This window comes from Solibacillus sp. GQ1 (assembly GCF_059758555.1).
On record NZ_JCAXEX010000001.1, the window covers coordinates 432,621 to 456,508 of the forward strand.

Below are 23,888 nucleotides of genomic sequence, written 5' to 3' on the forward strand. Positions count from 1 at the left end.
GAGTCTAAATGAAAAGAGCCGGAAATTTTTAATTTAAAATTTCCGGCTCCTTATTTTATATTTACTTTATCGACGTGAGCTTTACAGTGGAACAACAAAAGGGAGAGTGCTAAGTGCATTCTCCCTTTTCTAGTAACTATAAACCTAATTAATTTATTTCGACCTTGAAACTAGCATAATCAAATAACATAATAAACCGAATAGAAGTGTAATTAATAACGAGTGCATTAATGAAACGAATAAGTGAAGTTTTAACAGGACTACAAGCATGCCGGCAATCACTTGTAAAATTACAAGTGAAAGAGCGATTGTCCAGCCCCAGAAAATAATCCGCTGGTTTTTGTAGTTTCTGATAACATGGATAGCAATATAAGCAATCCAAATCACGAAGATTAACACTGCAAAACGGTGCCCCATCTGAACCCACTCATACATATTGTACGGCATCGTCATTGGTTGATCGTTACGGCAGAACGGCCAATCTGGACAGACTAGACTAGCATCGGTATGACGTACAAGAGCCCCGCTATAAACAACTATATATGAATATAAAGTAACGCAAATAGTATGTATTTTTAATTTCCTGCTCATGTACAATCGATCGGCATCAAACTTTTTGTCGACTTCAAATACAATCAAGGTAAGCAGCAGTACAGCCGCAAATGAGATTAATGAAATCCCGAAATGTAACGCTAAAATAAAGTCACCTTGTCCCCATAATACTTGGGCAGCCCCAATAAGTGCCTGAAGAGCAAGGAAGAACAGTGCTAAAAACCCTAAAAGCTTAACTTCACGAATATGGCCTAGTGAGCGCCATGTCCAAATAACAAGAATTAGGATAAAAATGGATACTGATCCTGTTACAAGACGGTGAGAAAATTCAATTAATACTTCTGTTGTAATTTCTTTCGGTATTAATGAACCGTTGCAGTCCGGCCAGTTTCTTCCACAGCCCAAACCGCTATCAGTCTTTGTAACAAGTGCTCCACCTTGAAGGATGAGCAACATGCCGAGGGTAGACAAAACAGCAAACCATTTTAGAAATTTGTAATATTTTTGATGCATAAAATGAGCTCACCTACTTTAATTTTCGCTTCGCTACAAAGAGCGTCTCTAATTTTAGATAATAGCGAAAATAACTGAAAAATACAACCATAATAGGGATTAGGTTGTAAACGCAACCATTTTTTCACAAATTGTTCATAAATTCGTCTTCTTGTATTCACAAATATTGGCAAAAAATACATTACTATATAGTTGTTGATAAAGATTTCTGCATGTTTCGTCAAGTTTGTCGTGAAGTAGTTTGAAATTTCATGAAACGTCTAGAAATCCTATCCAAATTTAGATATAGTTATGGTAACGGAATATGCTTACAAATTTGAAAGGAGAAGTAAGTTATTGGACCTTTTTGCCAAAACCCCGTCGAACTATAGATATTTTTAGCACAATTACTCTTTAAGTTTTCTTGCACTTATAAAGATAGGAATCTGTACTTCACATTACTGAAGGCTTAAAGAAGAATCGAAGTTTTCTAGATATTTTGCTTATTTTTCTAGCAAAATAGTATAAACTAGAATTTAGTAGTAAAATGGGATATAAGTAAAAATGTCTCAGTAATTTCAAAATCCTACTATTGCGTAAGCGGGTTTTTGTAACCGATAGCAGTGACTGCTGTCAGCATGTGAGGACTTATAAATTTCTGAACCGTATCATTTAAGTGAAACTTTACTCAAATATATTAGAATTTTTCCAATCGAATCTGTATTTGACTTAACACGATTAGAAGAACAGGAGACTAATCAATATTTGAATATAAAGGGAAGCAGCAAATAGTGGGCGGCTAAAAGATCGGGATTCTTTCCAGTACAGTATTGCACTGTACAAGAATTCACATAGACATAACCGCAGTCATGGTTACACATGAAAATACAACAAAGAAAGAGGGGTTTATTAAGCTATGATGAAAGGGCTTAAAAAATGGCGTTTATTCTCGTTATTAACAGTAATGACAGTATTCCTTTCAGCATGTGGTGAAGAGTATATCTCGACGCTTCGTCCATCTGGTCAAGTCGGTAAAGAGCAATTAAACATCTTATATTTATCCATAGCTATTATGGCATTAGTCGTTATTGTCGTATCGACAATTTATTTAGTTGCTTTCTTTAAATTCCGCCGTTCAAAAGTTGGCGAAGACCATATGCCAAAGCAAGTGGAAGGCAGCCATACTTTAGAGGTGATTTGGACAGTTATTCCAATTATTTTATTATTAGTCTTAGCTGTTCCAACGCTGCACTATACGTATAAATTTTCGAATGTTGCTGCAATGGACGAAGTAGACGAAAGCGGTAACAATACTGCACTTACAGTAAATGTTACGGCAAAGTTATACTGGTGGGAATTTGAATATCCAAACCAAGGAATTATTACAGCACAGGAACTGGTTGTTCCAACTGATGAAAAAGTATACTTCAACTTAATCGCATCTGATGTAAAGCACTCATTCTGGATTCCGGCTATTGGCGGAAAGATGGATACAAACGTTGATGGCATTAACAAATTCTATTTACAGTTTGATAGAGAATCAGCCGGTTTAAACGATGGTGAAGGCGTATTCTATGGTAAATGTGCGGAGTTATGCGGTCCTTCACATGCTTTAATGGACTTCAAAGTAAAAGCACTTGAGCCGGAAGCATTCAACGCATGGGTTACAGCAATGCAGGCTACTGAAGGTGCCACAGCAGATAAAGAGTCATCTAATTTAGGTGAAGCAACATTTGCCAACTCTTGCTTAGGATGTCACGCAGTGTCCGGAGTTGCAGGCAATGGATTAGGTCCTAACTTAACAACTTTCGGCGACCGTAACCGCGTTGCTGGTTACATGGAACATACAGTAGAAAATACGGCAGACTGGATTTATGAACCTTCTAAATACAAACCAGGAAATACGATGCCGGATAAACTTGTGACAGAAGAAGAAGCACAAGCAATTGCTGACTATTTAATGTCATTATCAGTTGAAAAGTAATATTTACATTAGAGAGAAACATTGAAGGAGGTTAAAGGTGTGAGCTCTGTTACACAGAAAAAGGGCTTTGGAGCACATGTATGGGACTATTTAACAACGGTCGATCATAAAAAGATCGCAATCATGTATTTAGCAGCCGGTACTCTGTTCTTCGCAATTGCAGGATTTGAAGCGTTACTGATGCGTATCCAATTAATGTTCCCTGAAAGTACATTCATTTCTGCAGGCCTATTTAACGAACTATTAACAATGCACGGCACAACGATGCTATTCTTAGCAGCAACACCAATAATATTTGCCTTTATGAATGCGGTCGTACCACTTCAAATTGGAGCGCGTGACGTTGCATTCCCGTTCTTAAACTCATTAGGATTTTGGCTATTCTTTATTGGTGCAGTATTCCTTCACCTTTCATTCTTTTTAGGTGGAGCACCTGATGCAGGTTGGACTTCTTATGCATCATTATCTTTATATTCACCGGGCCACGGTATTGACTTCTATATTCTTGGTCTGCAAATTTCGGGTGCAGGTACGTTAATTTCAGGTATTAACTTCATCGTAACAATCATTACGATGCGAGCACCTGGTATGACGTTCATGCGTATGCCTTTATTCACTTGGACGACTTTAGTAGCAAGTTCACTAATTTTATTCGCATTCCCTCCACTTACTGGCGGATTGTTCTTAATGTTAGTTGACCGTATGTTTGGGGCAAACTTCTTTGATCATACAATGGGTGGTAATACAATTATTTGGGAGCACTTATTCTGGATTTTCGGTCACCCTGAAGTATACATCTTAGTACTGCCGGCATTCGGTTTATTCTCGGAAATCATTCCGGTTTTCGCTCGTAAACGTTTATTCGGATACTCATCAATGGTATTCGCTACAATTTTAATCGGTTTCTTAGGGTTCATGGTATGGGCCCACCACATGTTCACAGTTGGTTTAGGTGCTACTGCGAACGCCATTTTCGCTGTTGCTACAATGGCGATCGCTGTTCCGACTGGGATGAAAGTCTTCAACTGGATCCTTACAATTTGGGGTGGTTCGATTAAAGTAACGGTACCGATGCTGTATGCACTTGGATTTATTCCTTCATTCGTTGCTGGTGGGGTTACAGGGGTAATGCAGGCAACTGCACCACTTGACTATCAGCTGCATGATTCATACTTTATCGTAGCGCACTTCCACTACGTAATCGTAGGTGGTATCGTAACAGGTTTATTCGGTTCAGCGCATTTCTACTGGCCAATTATGTTTAACCGTGCATTAAATCCTAAACTGGGAATGATTACTTTCTGGATGTTCTTTATCGGATTCCACTTAACGTTCTTCATCCAGCATTTCTTAGGATTAATGGGTATGCCACGTCGTGTATTCACTTACATGGAAGGTCAAGGTTGGGATTTTTTCAACTTTATCTCGTCAATCGGTGCTATTATGATGGGAATCGGGGTAGTATTATTAGTAATTGATGCAATATTATCGATTAAATCAGAACCGGTTAACCGCCGTGATTACTGGGGCGATGGTCGTTCACTTGAGTGGGCGCTTGAAACACCGCTGCCATTCTATAACTTTAAACAAACACCACTAATTCGTGGTTATGATCCTTATTGGATTGAAAAAGAAGAAGGCAACAAAGAAGGTATGGTTTATGCTGAGCCGTTAGGTGAAATCCATATGCCAAATAATTCAATTCTGCCATTTATTATGTCAATCGGAATGATGATTGCCGCATTTGGTGCTCTATACAGCCCATGGGGAGATCAAGTTCAGGCTGGTACAGCGACAGGAACAACACCTGCCATTTCTTTAGCATTGATTATTGGTGGTCTAGGATTAACAATTGCATGTATGATCATCCGATCGTTCAAAGACGATTTAGGATTCCACGTAACAGTTTCTGAAATTGAACAGGTGGAAGCGGATTTAGCTCACTACCGTGCAACAGGTAATAAAGGGGGTAACAAGTAATGGATCTTAATCAAAAATTTACTCCACAAACTTGGCCGAAACACCCTGAACAAGCTACTTTAGAAGGGAAAAACAAGTTAGTTGGACTTTGGATTTTCCTGGCATCGGATACAGTATTATTCGCGAGTGTATTTGCTACATATATCGCGCTTAAAGATAGCGGTCCGGCAGGGATGGAATTCTCGGCAAAGGAACTTTATGAATTACCGTTGGCGTTTGTAATGACAATGTTATTATTAACATCTTCATTAACTTCTGTATATGCGATGTACCATATGAGAAACTTTAACTATTCCGGTGTTCGTACATGGATGGGGATTACAGTTTTATTAGGGTTAGGCTTCCTTGCATTGGAAATCTATGAATTCCAGCACTATATACACATCGGGTTTGGTTATACACAATCGGCGTTCTCTTCTGCGTTCTTTACGCTCGTAGGGATGCACGGTTTGCATGTTATTATCGGTTTAGTTTGGATTACGGGATTAATCATCCGCAATAGTAGCCGTGGATTGAACCTATACAACGCACCGAAGTTCTTTGCAGCTTCACTGTATTGGCACTTCATTGACGTTGTATGGGTATTCATTTTCACAGTAGTCTATCTGATGGGAGTGGTTGGATAAAATGGGACACGAAACTCATGTAGAAGTACGTACTCAGGCACAATTCGAATATGACAGAGAACATGCCAAAGCGCATATGCGTAAACAAGTAGTAAACTTTGCGATCATGATTTTCTTGACTTTTATCGCATTTGCCGCTGTACTGGCTGACTTTGCTCCAACATTTATCATTCCGATTATTTTATTATTGGCTGGAGTACAAGTAGTACTGCAACTTTATGCTTTTATGCACTTGGAAGATCGCACAACACATATGGTTGGTGTAATTGAGTTCTTCATCTGGAGTGCAGCCTTCATCGCGTTCACGTTCTTCCTGGCGTTTACGACAATTATTTGGTGGGGGAATTAAACGCATAACAATTGACGTCCTTAGCAAATGCTGGGGACGTTTTTTGTTTATAGGTATGTTTGCAAAGTGAGCTATATAGTTACATAAGAAATTTGGGAGTTTGAGCGGAAGGTGCAGACTCCTGAGAATCAGCAAATTTAAATTTATGACGAAAGCAAAAGACACAAGCGCCTAGCGGAAAATCTACTTAATAGGGACGAGTCCCAATGCCCACGGAAAGCGTCCACCCACCATGGAAATTAACCTTCTTAATTAGATGGGAAGGTTGACTTAGCTTCATATTAAATAATGTACGGTCTAACCTATATGTAAAATACATGTTTGATTCAAGCAATTGTCATAGTTCTTTCATTGATGTTGGAGAAATTGCCATCTATAATAAACTTACTGATGTTTAAAGGAGCATGGTCATATGCCAATAAGTATATTCGGTTTTCAAGCATTATGGAGCCCATATTTATTCGGGTGTTTACTATTTGTAACAGCTTTCTATTTTTTACTGACTGTTACATGGCGAGATAAGTTTAAATTGAGTGAACCGTTAAAGAAAAGTGAAGCAGCTTATTTTGTACTGGGAATTATTTCTTTTTATATAATTAAAGGATCTCCAATTGATTTGCTTGGTCATATTATGTTTACGATGCATATGACGCAAATGGCATTTTTATTATTATTAGTGCCGATATTCTTTATTAAAGGAATTCCTTGGTGGGTTTGGAAAGTCGTTGTGGAAGCACCTGTTATGCGGACAATTTTTAAAATTTTTACAAAACCGCTCGTTTCGATTATCGTCTTTATTGGCTTATTTTCGGTATATCATTTACCATCTGTATTTGACACGATTAAATTAAACGAAATATACCACCTGGCTTATACAGCGATTTTGTTTATTTCAGCTATTTTTATGTACTGGCCATTATTGAATAATGTTGATGGACAGCATGAAATGAAGAATATGACTAAATTGGCGTATATTGCCTCGAATGCAGTGTTAATAACACCAGCCTGTGCGCTTATTATATTTGCTTCGAGCCCAATGTACGGTACATACAGTGATAGTGACATGTGGCTGAAGGCGATGGAATTATGTGTTCCTTCCTCTACATTATCAGGACTTACATTATCTGGTCCGGAGTTGTTCTCAAGTATGGATTTATTGAGCGATCAGCAGGTTGGCGGAGTATTGATGAAAATTATTCAGGAAATTATATTTGGCGTTATCTTATTTAAAATTTTCCGTAAGTGGTGGAATACAGAGCGTTCAAATCAGCAGGAAATTACAGATAATGCTTTAAAAGAGTTTCAAAATAGAACACAGTACTAATAAGATGTTAAACTGTGTACAAATGGAGCAATCAACATAGTAATGTTGTTCATATTGATAGATTAAGTAAGAATGGAGATTTGAAAATGAATTTACCTATATTACCCACTATAAGCACGACGTTTATTGTCCTTAGTGCAGTGCTCGTAGCAATTGGCTGGGTATTGATCGCGAAGAAAAATGTGGAAGCACATAGAAAAGTAATGTTGGCAGCGGGTGTTTCGGCACTGGCATTCTTTATCATTTATGTATCACGAACTGTGTTCATTGGTAATACGGCCTTCGGTGGACCGGATGAGCTAAAAATATATTACACAGTCTTTTTAGTTTTCCATATTACATTAGCAACAGTTGGGGCAGTATTCGGTCTGACTAGTATAATTTCGGGTCTTAAATCAAAGCTGAAATTACACCGCAAAATTGGTGCGATTACAAGTATTATTTGGTTCTTCGTAGCGATTACTGGGGTTATTGTATATTCACTGCTTTATGTTATTTATGAAGGCGGCGAAACGACGTCTGTCTTTAAAGCAATTTTAGGATTTTAAATTTGAAGGCTTCCTATATTTAGATATAGGGAGCTTTTTTGGCAAATAAAAAAAGCTGGGTTGGGTTGCCAGCTTTTAAAGGGATTAAATACCGTATGCTGATAGCTCTCTGCGAACATCTGCCAGTACTTTTTCACACTCTTTTACAAGATGTCCCGGGAATACCTCATCTGTGTATTCAACACCGTGTGGATAATAGTATTTTCCAATTGCAGGTTTGTTGATATTTAAAGTTGCATTATGTGCACCTACATCACCCGATACTGCATTACAAAAAACACGTAAATAAAAACGACCTTCACGTACATCATAGCAGCGGTCAAATGTCATTCGGTCATAGTCCCATGCACCGTGGCACTCTAAACCGAATTTGCCCATTACTGTCGTTAAAACTTCTTGATCAACTTTAACATGTTCGAGTTGTGTGTTTTCAAAATACATTTCTTTATCCTCCCTTTGCCTATCGTACATAAGTTTACGGTCAATTCTAATAATAGAACAAAATGGTAATCGATGCAATGACAACATTGTGTCATAGTGTCCAAAATTGGTATAATTATACTACCCAAAATAATGGTGGAGGATTTTAATGAAAGTTTTATTTCGCATATTAATTATTGCAACTTGCATCGGGATTGTTCTTTATTATTCAAATGAAGAATCCTCTCAAACCGAATTATTGGAAGGCCCGCCAAGCATTACGAAACCTGTAGTCGAACTGGAACCTTCCATGCCGACTGAACAGTTTCTTCCGCGACCAGCTACCGGTATTTCTACACTAATAGGGAAAACATCGAAGGAAGTATTGGAAACATATAGTACTCCGAAGCGAATCGATCCAACGGAATATGGGTACGAATGGTGGATTTACGAGACAGACAATGGGCTGTTAATGGTCGGTATGAAGGAAGATCGAGTAAATCAGATTTATACAAATAATGGTGAATTTGATATCACACCGTTTGTAATCGGTGAGCCATTGGACGATATTTATCGTACGACAGTATTGGGGCAGGAAATAACAGTTGAACTCGAGGAGAATATTTATATATTTGCAATGAATGAACAAGATTTACATGATCGCATTCTAGTAAAATATGATAATCTGTATGTGCAATTATACATTGATCATGAAACGAATCAATTATACAGTGTCCGTTTTCTCGATGGGGAAACACTCGTATTACATAAGCCGTATGAAATGCAATTTATAGGAGAGCTCTTTGAAGCAAGTACCCCTTCCAGCTATATGCAAATTGATATTAATTTGGCGAACCGGAGACAATTGACGGATTTGGCAAACTCCTTGCGTGTGCAATTTGGATTGCCTGCTTTACTCCCATCAGATACGCTCGCTTCCTTGGCGGATTATAATAGTGAACGTATGTTTATAGGGATGATGGATTCTCAAGTGACAGATGATGAATATAAGATTGAAGACCAGTTGAATGAAATGCAGCAGGGTTATGAGCAGCATGGTGTCAATGTGGCAACAAATTATAAAGATGCCATTGAGGTGATTCACGGCTGGATGAACTCGAAAGAACATCGCACATTGCTTACGGATGAAGAATTTACGCATATCGGTTCTGGAGCATTTATGAATTACTATACACAGCTGTATGTGAAACAAAAATAAAAATAAATAAAAATTAAACGTTGCGATATGTAGCGTTTTTTTTTTGTCTTCATAAAGTATGGTAAGGAGTGAAACCGTGCAAATTGGAGAATTGATTAAAGATTGGCCGTGCACTATGAAGGGCTCCATTAGAGTGGAAATAAAACGAGTGGAAGACGATGCGAATCTTATTTTGCCTGGAGATGCTTTTATCGCCAGGAAGGGAAATAAGTCGAGTGGTATTTCGTATATTGATAGCGCTTTGGAGAAGGGCGCAGCAGCAATTGTAGTAGATGATGAAAATTACTTTAATGAAGCCGATTTACCTGTACCGATTATTTGGGTACCGAATTGTTTGAGTTTTATCGCCTATGCGAGTGCAAAAATTTATAATTTCCCCGCAGAAGCATTGACCGTGATTGCGGTAACAGGCACAAACGGCAAAACAACTGTTACGCATTTTATCGGACAAATTCTAAACCAGTTAGATAAGCGCACTATGGTAATCGGTACGAACGGTGTTTTTATCGACCAGGAAAAATGTTATCCGGAAATGGAAGCATTGACAACATTACAGGCGAAAAATATTCAATTTTTGTTTAAAGAAGCAATCCGTCTTGATGTACCTTACGTTGTTCTGGAAGCTTCGTCCATTGGTCTGGAAAAGCACCGTCTGGATCATTGTGATATTGATATCGGTATTTTCTTGAATGTGACAGAAGATCACATTGAAGACCATGGTAGTTTTGAACGCTACAAACTATCCAAACAGATTTTATCGACCTTGGCGAAAAAAAATATTATAAACAGTGATGACAGTGTTTGTCGTTCCATAGGTTTGGCGACGAAAGGCAAGCGTATTTTTTTCGGCAAGGGGAGCCATGTCGACTACTTTTTCCAAACGCTAGTTGACGGACCAGCATCAACAACTTGTTGTATTCAGCATAAGAAAGAGAAGCATATAGTGAACATACCGTTAGTGGGGGATTATCAATGCAGCAATGTGCTTGCAGCGATAAGCTGTGTTGCACAGCTTGATTTTCCGTTAATTAACATATGCAAAGCAATCGGGAATTTAGAATTGCCTGAAGGGCGGTTTGAGCATGTGCAAAATCAGTTAGGCTTATCGATCGTTGTCGATTATGCCCATACACCGGATGCGATGAAAATGATTTTGCAAACATTAAAAAAACATACAAAGCGCAGGCTAATTGTCATGTTTAGCTGCGGTGGTAACCGAGACAAGGCAAAACGACCGAAAATGGGAATGATCGCATCGATATATGCGGATTATATTATTTTAACGACAGATAATGCGCGCAGTGAAAGTCCGCAACAGATCAATAAGCAGATTCGTGAAGGCTTTTCTTCTTCACAGGAGTATATTGAGTGTCTCAACCGAAAAGAAGCGATTGAACATGCACTTAATTATGCGGAAGAAGGCGATACAATCGTACTGCTAGGAAAAGGTCATGAAAAAACACAGCAAATTGGAGACAAACAAAAATACTTTTCCGATTTAGTATTTGTTCGGGAGATGGTAAGGCAATTGGAAAAACGTCGGTTGAACAATCATTGATTTTCCCTTCAATTCTGTTATGATAAAGTGAGATTGGAGGAATAAACAATGCTCATGACTTCTGATTGGGTTTTTATTTTAGATGAGGTCGATGAATTAAATGCGATGATCCTTTCCTCTGAGCAAGCCGAAAACCTTCGTCTTGCGAAAAAGGCAGTCTACGAGGATGCGGAATTAAGCGCACAAATTATGGCCTTTCAACGATTAAAAGACCAATATGAGGATGTACAACGCTTTGGCAAATATCATCCTGATTACAATATAATTATGAAAAAAATTCGAACAGAAAAGCGTCTGATCGATATGAATGAACAAATTGCGGCACTTAAGGTGGCGGAGAATGAATTTCAGGATTTACTTGATGAAATCAGCCTGCTCATCGGCCATTCTGTTTCGGAAGCTGTAAAAGTTCCGGTAAGCAACCCGTTTTTTGCAAGCAGCTCTTCTTGTGGCAGCGGATGCGGTACAGGCGGCGGTTGTTCGTGTTCAGCTTAATGTAATAAAAAAGCTCCCGAAAAATTTCGGGAGCTTTTCTTGTTATTGCGATACTTTTTGAATGAGTACTTCTGCGATATCCGGACGGTTGGTCACGATTCCCATTGCCCCTTGTCGGATGACACGGTTCATTGTTACGAGATCATCAATGTCGCTGTAAATCGTCGGTACATTAAGTTCCGATAAAAACTTAACAAAGCGCGGTGAATCATAATTGAAAACACCTTGTTTTAATGGAACGATGAACAAATCTACTTTTGGGTGATACAAATGACCGAATTGACTTGTGAATGAAGTCATCGCCTTTTTAATGTCGCCTTCACCGGCACCAAGAGCGATACGGTTTTGTGCATATAAGTTGAAGCGGTCGATTTGTTCGCTATACGGACTTGTAACGATGACCTGGTATTGAATATTCAATTCTTCGATTAAACGCCATAGTTTAGAAGGCATTAAACTACCTTCATATGTGTCTGGGCTATCTTGAATGTTTACGATAAATAGTTTATCTGGATAAGTTTCGATTAATTGGCGTAATGTCACGGCCAGTATATGCTGTTCTCTGTAAGGGAAAGCACCTTCTAAATCTTCAAAGTTATAGCCGATATTGAGTTCTTTTAATTGTTCAAATGTAAAGTCTTTAATAAAGCCAGAGCCATTTGTTGTGCGGTCTACCGTTGCATCATGAAAAGCGATAATTTCTTCATCTTTTGAAAGGCGGACACTTACTGTAAAGCCATCCACACCGATTTCCGCTGCTCGTTCAAAAGCAAGTAACGAATGTTCAGGTGCCAGACCCGCGCCTCCATGTTGTGCGATAATAATTGGACGTTCAAATTGTAATGCTTCTTTTGATTCACGTTTTTGCGGCTTTGAAATCGCTTTTGTTCCTGCCCATGCCGCCGCACTAGCCGCCGCGATTGCTAAAGCTACTTTTGTTTTCTTACCCATTAAATTCGTCCTCCTCTAACCGTACATTGTTTCGTTGAAAGCTATGTGCAATAAATGAGTTTTGAAAGCTTAAAATAGTATGAAGTGTATATCTCACTCTACTATTTTCCATTATAACGGAAAAGAAGTGGAACTGTCTAAACTCTGTTGCTAACAATTTGCACATTTGGTATGCTTTTAGTGAAAAAGACGGCATGAAACTGAGGAAATTTACAGGAATTTGTTGCATGATTTAGCTGAATATAAATTTTTTTATGAAGAAACGGGGAGTTTTCCATGAATGAAAGACAAGGTTTAATTATATACGTTCATCAATTAAAACATGCGAAGTCGTTAAGAAAGTATGGTCACGTAAATTTCATCTCCAGGAGATTAAAATATGTTGTGATTTATTGTAATCGAGACGAGATCGAAACATTGAAAAATAAAATACAACGCCTTCCATTTGTGAAAGACGTTGTTGAATCGTACCGTCCATTTGTTAAAAATGAATTTGAAAATGCAAAGCCGGATAAAGCAAAAGAGTATGATTATAAAATAGGTTTATAATTTTTACTTATTGCATCGGTGGTATGTAACGATTTAATCTCAAAATACCAATTAAGTATTGATAATATTGATTTTTTTCCGAAAAAACAGATGAGTGTTTAATTTCAAGAATGTTTTCTTGCTGCTTAACATCTTGAATCGTTTGTTTAAATATCTCAATTCGCTTTGACAGTTTTTCCTCGCTATATGGAATCCCTTCGCGGCAAATATATATTGGCATGAATTTGCTTTCACCTGATGGTTTAAAAGCCACGGCTATTGAAGCGACTGAATTGCCATCATGAGTTGCAGTGAAAATAAATGCATTATGGAATCGATGCTCATTTGTTTTTACCAGTTCGCAAAGCTCATATATATCGCCATAGCCTTGACCGAGTTCGATAAATTGTTGAATCATTTTTTTTAGCACATCCTTTCTTTATAATAGTAACATGATGCAGGAGGTCAGGCACTTGAAAATTGCCGTTAGTATTTTTTCATTTTTAACGATACTAATCGGAACTATACTTTTTATGCAGTTCCAAGTTTATTCGGATAAAGTGGACTCGACTGAAAAAGGCTATCGTTATTCTCAGGAAATTGAAATCGTGTATCATGGCGAAAGCTTGGACATTCGCCAGCATTTCAAAAATTTGCCGAATGAGGAACTGACGATTGAATGGCCGAAAGCATCCATTAATCCTGATTGTTTTATAGAAAATGAACATAGCTGTGCACGTTTAAGTGAAGATTCCAATAAGTTTGAAGCCGGAGAAACACGGGCACAATCGATTTCCTATGTCATTCCATTAAAGAACGGCTTACAGTCTCGTAAGCTTATGAAAAATGTCTTTGCTACATTAAAAAACGGTGATGTTCAGTTCTCTACGGTGCATATTTCCACTGAAAAAGAAGTGAAAGGGCAGTGGGTAACAGGTTTGCCGTTAATCGGTGAGCAAAATTTGTCACTTGTCAACTATTCAATGTTTAGTGGGGAAGGCGCGGTGAAAGATCTGTTTTGGCAAGATGGGGACTTTGCGCTGCAAAATGAAGCGGGCGTTGTTTCCATTTATTCAAGAACCCCATTAAAAACAGCATTTTATGAAAAGCTTGAAAAAGTCAACTTTTTAAGCGATGAACATCTTGCAATCATTAACGGTACAAATATAGATGGGATCGATGGGTTCCGTATGCTTTTTGTGCCTAATGTAACGGTGGCGAAAGTGCAGCGGAATGTCCTGATTTCACAACTGGAAGAATCCTATGATTTTGGTGACAGTCCGTATTGGCTGAAAGAATTAATGGCATCATTTTTGACGGGTACGGTATTTGGTGGCGAGAAAACAAAAGAAGTCACTGCAACAATTACAGCCCAACTAACGGATGTGCAACTGACGGATTGGCGAGAACGTTTACGGGCATTGGAAGGTAAAAAGATCAGTGGAGAACTGCTCGACAAGGAGCTGTCTGAAGTATTGGGAGCTTCTACGAAATATATTTCAATGAATGCACAATCAGAAAAGTCCTATCCGTTTTTATATAATGACTCACGGAATCTTTACGTCAATTCGGAAAAGCAGCCTGCCGTTCAAGTTGTATTAAAGGATGGCGAAGTATTGTACGGGGCAGATTTGCTGCTGGAATCGATCGGTTATGATGTAAGTATAGGAAAACATGGGTATTATGCAGTAAGTGAAACGCGTGAATTCAGATTCCCAAATGAACCTGGTTTTTATGTATTTAATCAGCGACGCTATGATACGGCATCTTTACCGGTTAAACAAGTTGCGGGCCAATATTTCATTGAAGAATCATGGTTAAAGCGTTTGTTTATAGTTGAAATTGAAAAGACGGAAGACCGAATTAATATTTCGGCTCCTTAAAAAAATTACGAACACGATGTAGTAGGAAAGTTTGGTGAAAATCATGCGCGTTGTTGCAGGAGATAGAAAAGGGATGCCTTTAAAGGCGATTACAGGAAATACAACACGACCGACAACAGATAAAGTAAAGGAATCCATTTTTAATATGATTGGGCCATTCTTTAATGGTGGTTTGGCGGTTGATTTATTTGCCGGGAGTGGCGGGCTAGGGATCGAAACACTAAGTCGCGGTGCAAATCATGCGCTGTTTATCGAGAAAGATGCCCGTGCTTTTCAAGTGCTTCAGGAAAATATAAAAAAATGCCGTTATGGGGATGTATCTGAACTTTTCCGGACAGATGCGACGCGTGCGGTGAAGGCTTTATTAAAAAGAGATATTGTCATTGACTATTTATTTCTGGATCCGCCTTATCACAAAAAAGAATATTATGATTTAGTCGAAACACTTGTTGAAGGCGGGAAGCTGGCGGATGACGCAATTATTATGTGCGAACATTCAACTGAAGTCACATTGCCGGAAAACTACGGCCGCTTTAACCTAGTAAGACAAGAAGAATACGGCAGTACGATCATTTCAATTTATCGTCATGAAGAGGAAGAGGGAGAAACCGTTTGACAGAAAAAATCGCAGTAGTACCTGGAAGTTTTGATCCGATTACGAATGGTCATATTGATATCATTCGTCGGGCAGCCGATGTTTTTGACACAGTATATGTCGCAGTATTAAATAACTCAGCTAAAAAACCATTGTTTACAATTGAAGAGCGAACAGCCTTAATTAAAGAAGTGACAAAAGATTTGCCGAATATTCAAATCGAAACTTCTTCGGGACTGCTGATCGATTATGCCCGTGAAAAGAAAGCGAAAGCCATTGTACGTGGTTTACGCGCAGTTTCCGACTTTGAATATGAAATGCAGATTACTTCGATGAACCGAGTGCTTGATGAAAATATTGAAACATTTTTCATCATGTCAAAAAATCAGTATTCATTCTTAAGTTCAAGCATCGTTAAAGAAGTAGCCAAATACGGCGGAAAAGTAAGTGAACTCGTACCAGCTCATGTTGAAAAAGCACTAAACGAAAAATTTGCCAAATAAAGAAGAGCTTCTGTGAAGGATAACGCCCTTACACAGAAGCTCTTTTCTGTATTCACACTGGAACTGTACCCGTAACAAAGCGTCTGGCCGTAACGGTAATTAACGGACTTCATTAAAATACTTATTCTACAAAAACAGCAGGAAAAATAATATTGGAATGACGATGCTGTAAACAACACGTGTGAAAATATATGGCCGAATCGCAATATTGGCAGATCGGGCAATTACGATTACTTGCAGGTGAATACTTAAACTCTGAGTTGTCAAAAATACGACAGTGAAAAATATGAGCATGTCGCCATATAGTTGCTGGTGAAGCAAATGTAACCCGTTCGTCACTTCAAGAAAGCTGGCAATTCCAATTTCTAAATAGGTAGGAATTGATTTAAAAACCATTTCGACACTATGTAGAAACACTTGGTAAATCGTCGTAAAAAAAATGATCGTTGTTGCCACAATTAATATTGTAGGGGCACTTTCCTTGATACTTGACGTAAATGGTGTCGGGTCTTTAGGTGTTCTATGCACTTCTTTTGAAAGCGGAGGAGAAAATTTATATACGGCAATCAGTAAAATAAATGAAAAGCTATGTAATAAAATTAAATATTGCCAGCTGAATGTTGTAGAGTTTAATAAATCGCTTCCGACAAAGCCGAATAAAAAAAGCGGGCTTGGACAATGGCAAATGCCGAGCAAATAGGCGGCTTGCTGCTTTGTGATTGAATTACGTTTCACGAGTTGCGTAATTGTAGCAGCACCTGTAGGATACCCTCCGATTGCACTAATTCCATAAGTTTGTAAAAAAACGATAAAGGGTGAATTATTATAAGAATGCGTCAATTTTAAAAGCCATGTTGTCAATACTAAATACGGCAGTAAATATGGAAATAAAGCTTCCATAAATAGCGATACACCAATGTCTGCACCTACATGTGTCATTTCCGGGAAAAATAATAATAAACTAATTAATGTGATACATAAAAGGATTGTCCAAATATTTTTCATCCTTTTCAATATTTTGTCATTCGCTCGTTCAAATGCTACACTAATTGTATGCAATTGAAGTTTAAATTAGTATTTCAACTAATCGGCATGTAATTTTTAAGGAACGAATTTTGACATAAAACCGTCTTATAATTTGGTAGCTGACAGAAATTAGTCCTGATACAATTACGCCAATGCGAAATCGATTAATTATAGAGGAGTCTAAAAAATGGGGAATAAAGGGAAAATAGCATTTGGTCTGTTTCTAATTATATTAATGGGTTTGTCTTTCTATAGGTTGGATTATTATATTACAAAACCGGGTGGTACATATAATGTAAGCGAATTTTTGGCGATACAAAATGGGGACCGGGATGATGAAGGTTCATTTTATATGACGACCGTTGCAATGGGGCAGGCAACTCCGTTAACTTATGCAATGGCAGCTGTTGCGGATTATTATGATATTGTAAAATTAACAGATGTACGCCAAGAGGAAGAGGATGACGAAGAGTATAATGTTCGGCAATTGAAATATATGACGGACTCCCAGTTTAACGCAACGTATGTAGCGTTCAATCGCGCAGGGCTTGATTATCAAGTGACGTACAAAGGACTCTATGTATTGAATGTGCTTGCAGATGGTGCTGCAGACGGACATTTAAAGCCGGGAGATGAAATTGTGGAAGTGGATAATGAGCGTATTGATAGTTTGGAAACGTTTCTTACTCTCATTACGCCGAAAGTAAAGGGAGATACGATTAATCTAGTTGTAAAACGTGAGGATAAACTTATTGACGAAACGCTGGAGATTAAAGAAATACCCGGTTCTGAAGGGCGTATTGGTATCGGTATTACCTATTCAGAAAGTAAGTCAATCAAAACCGATCCGAAAGTTACCGTCAAAACAGAAGATATTGGCGGACCGTCTGCCGGATTAATGTTTACATTAGAGCTGTTAAATCAGCTAATCGATGAAGATTTAACAAAAGGCTATGAAATTGCAGGTACCGGTGAAATGCTGGAGGATGGAACGGTAGGTCGAATTGGCGGTATTGAGAAAAAAGTTGTTTCTGCGGATAAGGAAGGCGTTGATATTTTCTTTGCACCGGATGACGAAATTACAAAAGAAATGCTTGAGTATAACCCAAGCATTACTTCAAATTATGAGGTGGCAGCCCAAACAGCAAAAGCCATTGATTCCGACATGAAAGTCATTCCTGTTAAAACAATAGACGATGCTCTGAATTATCTAAATCAACTACAACCGAAAAATTAATAGCGAATAGGCGGAGTTTTATAATCTTCGTCTATTTTTTTATTTGAAAATTGCTGTATGCCTAATTGGTACATTTGCGTAGCGTGCAGATCGATGGCCAATATAGGATCACTGACAGCTGCAACTCGGCTGATGAGCGGCAGGGAAAGGCACTTTTTAATACTTGAAATATATTGTTGCCCTGCAGATGTCATGCCCAATATCCGAATATATGTAGGGCTTGAATAGGCATGCAACTGCTCTTTCGTGACGCCTGTATAAATATGTGTCAGCATTCGCTGGAGTCTTGTCCATGTATAGCGCTTCGATTTCAATGCGTTCATAAATTCCTCAAAGTCCGAACTCGTTCTTGCATATTTTATGAGTGAGTTTTCAAGCCCTTCTGATACGTCTGCATACAGTTTTAACTGCTGTGGGGTATGTCTTAAAATAGCATACTGTAAAAGCGGCCAAAAGCCTTCCCAGCTTGCAAAACGACCATGTTCTGCCTGCCATTGTCCAAGTTGATCAATACTTGGCTCGGGTAAATATTGTGTAACCTGCTCGAGAGACTTACCGCTGAACAATGCCTGACGTATCCCGGTAGCGCTGGCAATTTCGCTGTCTGTATCTATCGCGTCATGATATCCTGCAGCAATTCGCTGAATGGTAGCAGGTCTCATAACCGTCTGTAGCTTCTCCATTGCTTCGACGTAATGGAAGCCTAGTATATTATTTGGTTGCCCTAAATCAATGTATGCATTCGGGGAAAGTTGTTTAAGCTGTTCATATGCCGTAAAAAGAGCTTGCGGATAGCTTTTGCCTTGCTGAATTGTTTCTTTAATAATGGAGTTATAGAGTGTACGGTTACTTTCAATTAAGTGATAAGTGTTGAGAAACGGTGTGATGCTTCCTTGTTCGCTCCCAAATGCTAATGTCGTGCATTGCATTGCTTCCAATAGTTGTACAGCACCTGAAGCAAAACCTGTTGCCTGAGCGGTGCTGAAAATATAAGGAAGTTCGATTACGACGTCAACTCCGCTTGCGAGTGCCATCTTTGTCCGATGCCATTTGTCGACGAGTGCGGGCTCTCCTCGCTGTAAAAATTGACCGCTCATAACAGCAACCGCAACATCACTGTTGGTTGTGCGTTTTGCTTCATTTACGTGATGCAGATGGCCATTGTGAAATGGATTATATTCAACAACTATACCGACGGCTTGCATAAACTTCCCCCTTACGCTAAAATAGTTTTTTGTTCGCATCAATACGTTCGAAATGAATGTATCTATGCAATATGTTAGAATTAATTTGATTATAAGCACGTTTTGTAATAGTGACAAGAAATTATCTTGACATCTTTTTTTATGGGCTATATAATAAACAGTGTTGTCTCGAGGTGATTAACGAATGAAATGGTCAATTCATCAATTATCAAAGTTTCGAAAAGACGGAATGCCGATTGATACAGTTGTTCAGTTGGATGAAGTAAAAAATCGTAACACCGATATACGTAACGTTTCACCCGTTCATGTAAAAGGGCTTTGTACTTTTGGTGCATCGCAAATGACTTGTCAATTAACGATTAGCACTACGTTGACGCTTCCATGTGCACGCACGTGGGAAGATGTTGAATATCCTGTGAACATTGAAACGGTAGAAGTTTTCAGTTGGACCGATGAAAGAAATCGCGGGGATGTTGAGAGCGAAATCCATTATGTTGATGGTGACGTTGTTGATATGAAACCAGTCCTGGAGGAATTAATTCTTCTGGAAGTACCGTTGCAAGTATTCAAAGAGAATACCGAAGGACAAGTGCAAGGCGGTAAAGGCTGGGACTATTCAACGGATGAAGATGTAGAAAATGCTAAGGAAGTTGACGAACCAAAATTGGATCCAAGACTGGCTGCTTTAGCTAAGTATTTTGATCAAACAGATGAATAAATATCTGTAAGGAGGTGCCATCAATGGCTGTACCATTTAGAAGAACTTCTAAAACTGCAAAAAGAAAGCGTCGTACGCATTTCAAACTATCTGTACCTGGTATGGTAGCTTGCCCAAACTGTGGAGAAGCTAAACTATCTCACCGTGTTTGCAAAGCTTGCGGACAATACAAAGGTAAAGAAGTAGTAGCGAAATAATTCAGTATTTGCGCTATATAAAGACTAGTTAAGAGACCATGGCTCTTAACTAGTCTTTTTTCTGTTTTTACATAGAAGCATTGTCAAAACAATAGCGCTCAACTATTATTAGAATAGTTTGATATATCGAAATAACTACTAAAGGGGATGGGCAAGTGGATTACTTAATTCAGAATGAAGATGGGATTCTAACATTTACGATTAATCGCGAAGAAAAAAGAAATGCTATAAACTACGCGGTGATGGATGGTTTAAAGGAAGTTATTACATACATAAAAGAACATAATGATGTGCGCTTCTTAGTTATTACAGGTGCCGGGGATAAATCGTTTTGTTCGGGCGGGGACTTGTCAGAGTTTCATAGTTTGGAAACGGAAGAAGAAGCGTTTGGCATGCTGAGTAAAATGGGGAATATTTTATATGATTTAGCGACATTGCCTGTACCGACAATTGCTTTAATAAACGGAACGGCTGTAGGAGGGGGTTGTGAAATTGCAACAGCTTGCGATTTTCGCCTGATTTCCTCACATGCAAAAGCCGGATTCATCCAAGGGACACTGGCGATTACGTCTGGATGGGGTGGAGGAACTTATTTGTTTGAACGTGGTCTGCGCCATGACCGTGCATTAAAAATGCTCGTAGATGCAAAACCATATGACGCGCAAACGTTATATGAAATTGGTTGGGCGATGCGTGTCTATATTGAAGGAACGAAAGAGCAGGCTCTTGAGGAATTCATTGAGCATATGGCAAAAATCCATCCTTCTGTCCACCAGGCGTATAAAGAAATTGAATTAAGAAAATGGCGTGAGCGCAATATGTACGAGCGAGTGATGGAAGAAATCGGACTATGTGCAAAGCTTTGGGAATCCGAAGCCCACCACAAAGCAGTACAGAATTTCCTCGAGAAGAAAAAGTAATCCGTTAACAGATTGCTTTGCTAATAATTTATATGAAGACTGTTGATGGGAATGAAGGGAGATGGAGTGAATACTAAAATCGTTCCTTTCTGTAATAGCGTATTTGTGACCAACATCGTGTTGGCCACTGAACCGCACTGAAAATCAACTTCCCCTAGTTACGATGAAAACTATTTTTCTCGTAACTTTTTTTGTTTTTAAGTCTATTTTGTTCATCATGGCATATAGTAGTAAAAAATATGAGGTGGTGCAACTGTGGAGCAAAAAAGAAGGAAAGATCAATGGACAATTGCAGATGATGAAAAGTTAGCTGAAATTGTGATTCAAACAGTTCAAAACGGACGTACACAACTAGAAGCTTTTGAGCAGGCAGCACAGGAATTAAACCGGACGAAGCAAGCTTGCGGCTTTCGCTGGAATAAAACATTGCGGGCGCAGTATGGACAGGTTTTGAACAGCGTCAGAAAGCGCCCGAAGCAGTTGATGCGCAGTCACTTAAAGTTGGCGTTATCTAGTTTTGAAGAATTGACAGAAGCTTATAACGAACTAGAAATGAAATATTCGGAATTACAATCAGAGTACGACAAAATTGCGAAGTGGTTACAACAAGGCGTAGCCTTAACGAAAGGGAAACCGAGTTAAAGAAAAAATAACTATAAATAGAAATAAAATAATTTTTCGAGAAAATAATTGTAATTAATTTTAAGGCTACTTACAATAGAAGTAGAAACATAGCGCGAGTAGCGCAAATATCTTCTAACAAGGGGGCCTTTTGCATGGCAGAAGTAAAAGCACAGATGGCAGGGACAGTATTTGAGGTAAGTGTTAAAGAAGGGGACAGTGTGACAAAAGGGCAAACACTCATCATTTTGGAATCGATGAAAATGGAAATCCCGCACGAGGCAGAAGCGGATGGGACAGTAGCAAAAATTACTGTTGCTGAAGGAGATTTTGTTGAAGAGAATGATATTTTAGTAGAATTAGCTTAAGTGATGGAGGAAAGATAATGACACAGCCTACTTATAACGAGCACTTACAGCAAAAAATAGAAGAAATCTACGCGGGCGGGCAACCAAAATATCACGAAAAGTTAAAAGAAACGAATAAACTTTTTGTCCGGGATCGCTTGAAACAATTATTTGATGATGGAATTTATGAGGAAGATGCCCGTTTTGCAAATTGTGAGGCCGGAGATTTGCCTGCAGATGGCGTTGTAACAGCTATTGGGCAAATTGATGGTCAAACCGTTTGCGTTATGGCAAATGACTCTACTATCAAAGCTGGGTCATGGGGTTCGCGAACAGTTGAAAAAATAATCCGTATTCAAGAAACAGCGGAAAAGATGCAAGTACCAATGCTTTACTTAGTCGATTCTGCAGGGGCGCGCATTACAGATCAGCTTGAAATGTTCCCTGGGCGACGAGGGGCAGGCCGGATTTTCCATAATCAAGTACGTATGAGCGGAATGATTCCTCAAATATGTATTTTATTCGGTCCATCTGCTGCAGGAGGAGCCTATATTCCGGCCTTTTGTGACATCGTTATAATGGTGGACGGAAATGCTTCAATGTACTTAGGATCACCGAGAATGGCTGAAAAAGTAATCGGTGAAAAAGTTTCGCTCGAAGAAATGGGTGGAGCGCGTATGCACTGTACCGTTAGCGGCTGTGGAGATGTATTGGCTGCAAACGAAGAAGAGGCAATACGTGAGGCGAGACGTTATATCAGTTATTTCCCTGCAAACTTTGCAGAATTCCCGCCGATTGATGAAACGAAGGCACCGAAAAGCGGGAGAACGCTGGAAGAGATTATTCCGGAAAATCAAAATGCACCATTTGATATGTATGAATGTATCGAAAAGCTGATTGATGAAGACAGCTTCTTTGAAATTAAAAAGCTTTTTGCTTCCGAACTGATAACAGGGCTAGCCCGCATTGATGGGCAAGTTGTAGGAATTATTGCCAATCAGCCGAAAGTAAAAGGTGGCGTATTGTTTATCGATTCTGCCGACAAAGCGGCGAAGTTTATTACGCTTTGTGATGCATTCTCGATTCCGCTTTTATTTTTAGCGGATGTACCGGGCTTTATGATCGGTACAAAAGTAGAAAAGGCGGGCATTATTCGACATGGTGCGAAATTTATTTCGGCGATGAGTTCAGCAACAGTACCGAAAATTTCAGTTATCGTTCGTAAAGCGTATGGAGCTGGCCTTTATGCGATGTGCGGACCGGCATTTGAACCGGATGCAGTCATTGCATTACCAACTGCCCAAATTGCAGTAATGGGTCCGGAAGCGGCTGTAAATGCTGTTTATTCAAATAAAATTGAGGCGATTGAAGATCCGAAAGAGCGAATGCAGTTTGTGAAACAAAAAATCGAAGAATACAAAGAAGAAATCGATTTATACAAATTGGCTTCCGAAATGGTAATTGATGATATTGTCGCACCAAATCAACTGCGACATACATTAATTCAACGCTTTAATTACTATAATTCGAAACAAATTGTTTTACCATATCGAAAACATCCGGTATATCCAGTATAATAAATTTAGCTAAAGGTCTGTCTTGAAGGCAGA

At 38.8% G+C, this 23,888-nt stretch carries 26 protein-coding genes; 20 read left to right on the forward strand and 6 right to left on the reverse strand.

The window, feature by feature from the left end; genetic code table 11:
• Window positions 1-153: 153 nt before the first annotated feature.
• Entirely contained in the window at window positions 154-1,065 is a 912-nt protein-coding gene (locus tag AC6CH1_RS01960) for a COX15/CtaA family protein (protein ID WP_498316205.1), read from the reverse strand.
• A gap of 895 nt (window positions 1,066-1,960) precedes the next feature.
• On the opposite strand from AC6CH1_RS01960, the gene coxB reads away from it, so the two are divergent.
• The 6 genes from coxB to AC6CH1_RS01990 all read left to right on the forward strand — a co-directional run bounded on the left by coxB (window position 1,961) and on the right by AC6CH1_RS01990 (window position 7,855).
• Window positions 1,961-3,028 carry a cytochrome c oxidase subunit II gene (gene coxB / locus AC6CH1_RS01965; RefSeq protein WP_251689550.1) on the forward strand — a complete coding sequence of 356 codons (1,068 nt, stop codon included), beginning with the start codon at window positions 1,961-1,963 and terminating at the stop codon, window positions 3,026-3,028.
• Between the two features lie 39 nt (window positions 3,029-3,067).
• Complete coding sequence (locus AC6CH1_RS01970; protein WP_498316206.1) at window positions 3,068-5,008, forward strand: cytochrome c oxidase subunit I; 1,941 nt, start codon at window positions 3,068-3,070, stop codon at window positions 5,006-5,008.
• Window positions 5,008-5,634 (forward strand): cytochrome (ubi)quinol oxidase subunit III, encoded by a 627-nt coding sequence (locus AC6CH1_RS01975; RefSeq protein ID WP_251689546.1) that lies wholly within the window; start codon window positions 5,008-5,010, stop codon window positions 5,632-5,634. Before AC6CH1_RS01970 ends, AC6CH1_RS01975 begins: the two co-directional genes overlap by 1 nt.
• Window position 5,635: 1 nt before the next feature.
• Entirely contained in the window at window positions 5,636-5,983 is a 348-nt protein-coding gene (locus tag AC6CH1_RS01980; protein ID WP_251689544.1) for a cytochrome C oxidase subunit IV family protein, read from the forward strand.
• Window positions 5,984-6,395: 412 nt separating this feature from the next.
• On the forward strand, window positions 6,396-7,307 hold the full coding sequence (gene ctaG, locus AC6CH1_RS01985) for a cytochrome c oxidase assembly factor CtaG (RefSeq protein WP_498316207.1): 912 nt from the start codon (window positions 6,396-6,398) through the stop codon (window positions 7,305-7,307).
• Between the two features lie 86 nt (window positions 7,308-7,393).
• A complete protein-coding gene (locus AC6CH1_RS01990; protein ID WP_251689541.1) occupies window positions 7,394-7,855 on the forward strand; it encodes a DUF420 domain-containing protein in 462 nt (153 codons plus the stop codon).
• A gap of 84 nt (window positions 7,856-7,939) precedes the next feature.
• Here AC6CH1_RS01990 and AC6CH1_RS01995 read toward each other — a convergent pair whose 3' ends face one another.
• Window positions 7,940-8,296 (reverse strand): YugN family protein, encoded by a 357-nt coding sequence (locus AC6CH1_RS01995; RefSeq protein ID WP_008403436.1) that lies wholly within the window; start codon window positions 8,294-8,296, stop codon window positions 7,940-7,942.
• A 148-nt stretch (window positions 8,297-8,444) separates the two neighbouring features.
• On the opposite strand from AC6CH1_RS01995, the gene AC6CH1_RS02000 reads away from it, so the two are divergent.
• Genes AC6CH1_RS02000 through AC6CH1_RS02010 form a run of 3 tightly spaced genes read left to right on the forward strand, consistent with a single transcriptional unit; the run spans window position 8,445 to window position 11,547 of the window.
• On the forward strand, window positions 8,445-9,494 hold the full coding sequence (locus tag AC6CH1_RS02000; protein WP_498316208.1) for a CAP domain-containing protein: 1,050 nt from the start codon (window positions 8,445-8,447) through the stop codon (window positions 9,492-9,494).
• A gap of 58 nt (window positions 9,495-9,552) precedes the next feature.
• Window positions 9,553-11,052 (forward strand): UDP-N-acetylmuramoyl-L-alanyl-D-glutamate--2,6-diaminopimelate ligase, encoded by a 1,500-nt coding sequence (locus AC6CH1_RS02005; RefSeq protein ID WP_285848812.1) that lies wholly within the window; start codon window positions 9,553-9,555, stop codon window positions 11,050-11,052.
• Window positions 11,053-11,100: 48 nt separating this feature from the next.
• Window positions 11,101-11,547 carry a YlbF/YmcA family competence regulator gene (locus tag AC6CH1_RS02010; RefSeq protein WP_251689535.1) on the forward strand — a complete coding sequence of 149 codons (447 nt, stop codon included), beginning with the start codon at window positions 11,101-11,103 and terminating at the stop codon, window positions 11,545-11,547.
• Window positions 11,548-11,589: 42 nt separating this feature from the next.
• Here AC6CH1_RS02010 and AC6CH1_RS02015 read toward each other — a convergent pair whose 3' ends face one another.
• The gene (locus AC6CH1_RS02015) at window positions 11,590-12,498 is read right to left on the reverse strand and encodes a glycerophosphodiester phosphodiesterase family protein (RefSeq protein ID WP_340800302.1); all 909 of its coding nucleotides are present in this window, start codon (window positions 12,496-12,498) and stop codon (window positions 11,590-11,592) included.
• 276 nt (window positions 12,499-12,774) lie between these two features.
• Between AC6CH1_RS02015 and AC6CH1_RS02020 the strand changes: the two genes are divergently transcribed.
• Window positions 12,775-13,047, forward strand: coding sequence for a YlbG family protein (locus AC6CH1_RS02020; protein WP_008403430.1), 273 nt, complete (start codon window positions 12,775-12,777; stop codon window positions 13,045-13,047).
• A gap of 7 nt (window positions 13,048-13,054) precedes the next feature.
• Here AC6CH1_RS02020 and AC6CH1_RS02025 read toward each other — a convergent pair whose 3' ends face one another.
• Entirely contained in the window at window positions 13,055-13,444 is a 390-nt protein-coding gene (locus AC6CH1_RS02025) for a DUF7147 family protein (protein WP_251689531.1), read from the reverse strand.
• Window positions 13,445-13,499: 55 nt separating this feature from the next.
• Between AC6CH1_RS02025 and AC6CH1_RS02030 the strand changes: the two genes are divergently transcribed.
• Genes AC6CH1_RS02030 through coaD form a run of 3 tightly spaced genes read left to right on the forward strand, consistent with a single transcriptional unit; the run spans window position 13,500 to window position 16,007 of the window.
• Window positions 13,500-14,909, forward strand: a complete 1,410-nt coding sequence (locus AC6CH1_RS02030) for an RNA polymerase II (protein WP_251689529.1) — start codon at window positions 13,500-13,502, stop codon at window positions 14,907-14,909.
• A 43-nt stretch (window positions 14,910-14,952) separates the two neighbouring features.
• A complete protein-coding gene (gene rsmD / locus AC6CH1_RS02035; protein ID WP_427711653.1) occupies window positions 14,953-15,525 on the forward strand; it encodes a 16S rRNA (guanine(966)-N(2))-methyltransferase RsmD in 573 nt (190 codons plus the stop codon).
• Window positions 15,522-16,007 (forward strand): pantetheine-phosphate adenylyltransferase, encoded by a 486-nt coding sequence (gene coaD, locus AC6CH1_RS02040; protein WP_251689527.1) that lies wholly within the window; start codon window positions 15,522-15,524, stop codon window positions 16,005-16,007. The genes rsmD and coaD overlap by 4 nt, the downstream gene beginning before the upstream one ends.
• A gap of 126 nt (window positions 16,008-16,133) precedes the next feature.
• Here coaD and AC6CH1_RS02045 read toward each other — a convergent pair whose 3' ends face one another.
• Window positions 16,134-17,012, reverse strand: a complete 879-nt coding sequence (locus tag AC6CH1_RS02045; RefSeq protein ID WP_251690040.1) for a hypothetical protein — start codon at window positions 17,010-17,012, stop codon at window positions 16,134-16,136.
• Window positions 17,013-17,220: 208 nt separating this feature from the next.
• On the opposite strand from AC6CH1_RS02045, the gene AC6CH1_RS02050 reads away from it, so the two are divergent.
• On the forward strand, window positions 17,221-18,270 hold the full coding sequence (locus AC6CH1_RS02050; protein WP_251689525.1) for a SepM family pheromone-processing serine protease: 1,050 nt from the start codon (window positions 17,221-17,223) through the stop codon (window positions 18,268-18,270).
• Here AC6CH1_RS02050 and AC6CH1_RS02055 read toward each other — a convergent pair.
• Window positions 18,267-19,475, reverse strand: a complete 1,209-nt coding sequence (locus tag AC6CH1_RS02055; protein ID WP_427711069.1) for a nucleotidyltransferase — start codon at window positions 19,473-19,475, stop codon at window positions 18,267-18,269. The two genes, AC6CH1_RS02050 and AC6CH1_RS02055, sit on opposite strands and share 4 nt — an antisense overlap.
• A gap of 184 nt (window positions 19,476-19,659) precedes the next feature.
• Here AC6CH1_RS02055 and AC6CH1_RS02060 point away from each other — a divergent pair, with 184 nt between their 5' ends.
• The 6 genes from AC6CH1_RS02060 to AC6CH1_RS02085 all read left to right on the forward strand — a co-directional run bounded on the left by AC6CH1_RS02060 (window position 19,660) and on the right by AC6CH1_RS02085 (window position 23,855).
• On the forward strand, window positions 19,660-20,193 hold the full coding sequence (locus AC6CH1_RS02060; protein WP_498316209.1) for a YceD family protein: 534 nt from the start codon (window positions 19,660-19,662) through the stop codon (window positions 20,191-20,193).
• 23 nt (window positions 20,194-20,216) lie between these two features.
• Window positions 20,217-20,390: a 50S ribosomal protein L32 gene (gene rpmF, locus AC6CH1_RS02065; protein WP_008403415.1), complete on the forward strand. Its 174-nt coding sequence runs from the start codon at window positions 20,217-20,219 to the stop codon at window positions 20,388-20,390.
• A gap of 155 nt (window positions 20,391-20,545) precedes the next feature.
• Entirely contained in the window at window positions 20,546-21,310 is a 765-nt protein-coding gene (locus AC6CH1_RS02070; protein ID WP_251689521.1) for an enoyl-CoA hydratase/isomerase family protein, read from the forward strand.
• Between the two features lie 255 nt (window positions 21,311-21,565).
• The gene (locus tag AC6CH1_RS02075) at window positions 21,566-21,952 is read left to right on the forward strand and encodes a transcriptional regulator (RefSeq protein WP_251689519.1); all 387 of its coding nucleotides are present in this window, start codon (window positions 21,566-21,568) and stop codon (window positions 21,950-21,952) included.
• A gap of 134 nt (window positions 21,953-22,086) precedes the next feature.
• Entirely contained in the window at window positions 22,087-22,299 is a 213-nt protein-coding gene (locus AC6CH1_RS02080) for an acetyl-CoA carboxylase biotin carboxyl carrier protein subunit (protein WP_079524997.1), read from the forward strand.
• 17 nt (window positions 22,300-22,316) lie between these two features.
• A complete protein-coding gene (locus AC6CH1_RS02085; protein WP_498316210.1) occupies window positions 22,317-23,855 on the forward strand; it encodes an acyl-CoA carboxylase subunit beta in 1,539 nt (512 codons plus the stop codon).
• Window positions 23,856-23,888: the final 33 nt, after the last annotated feature.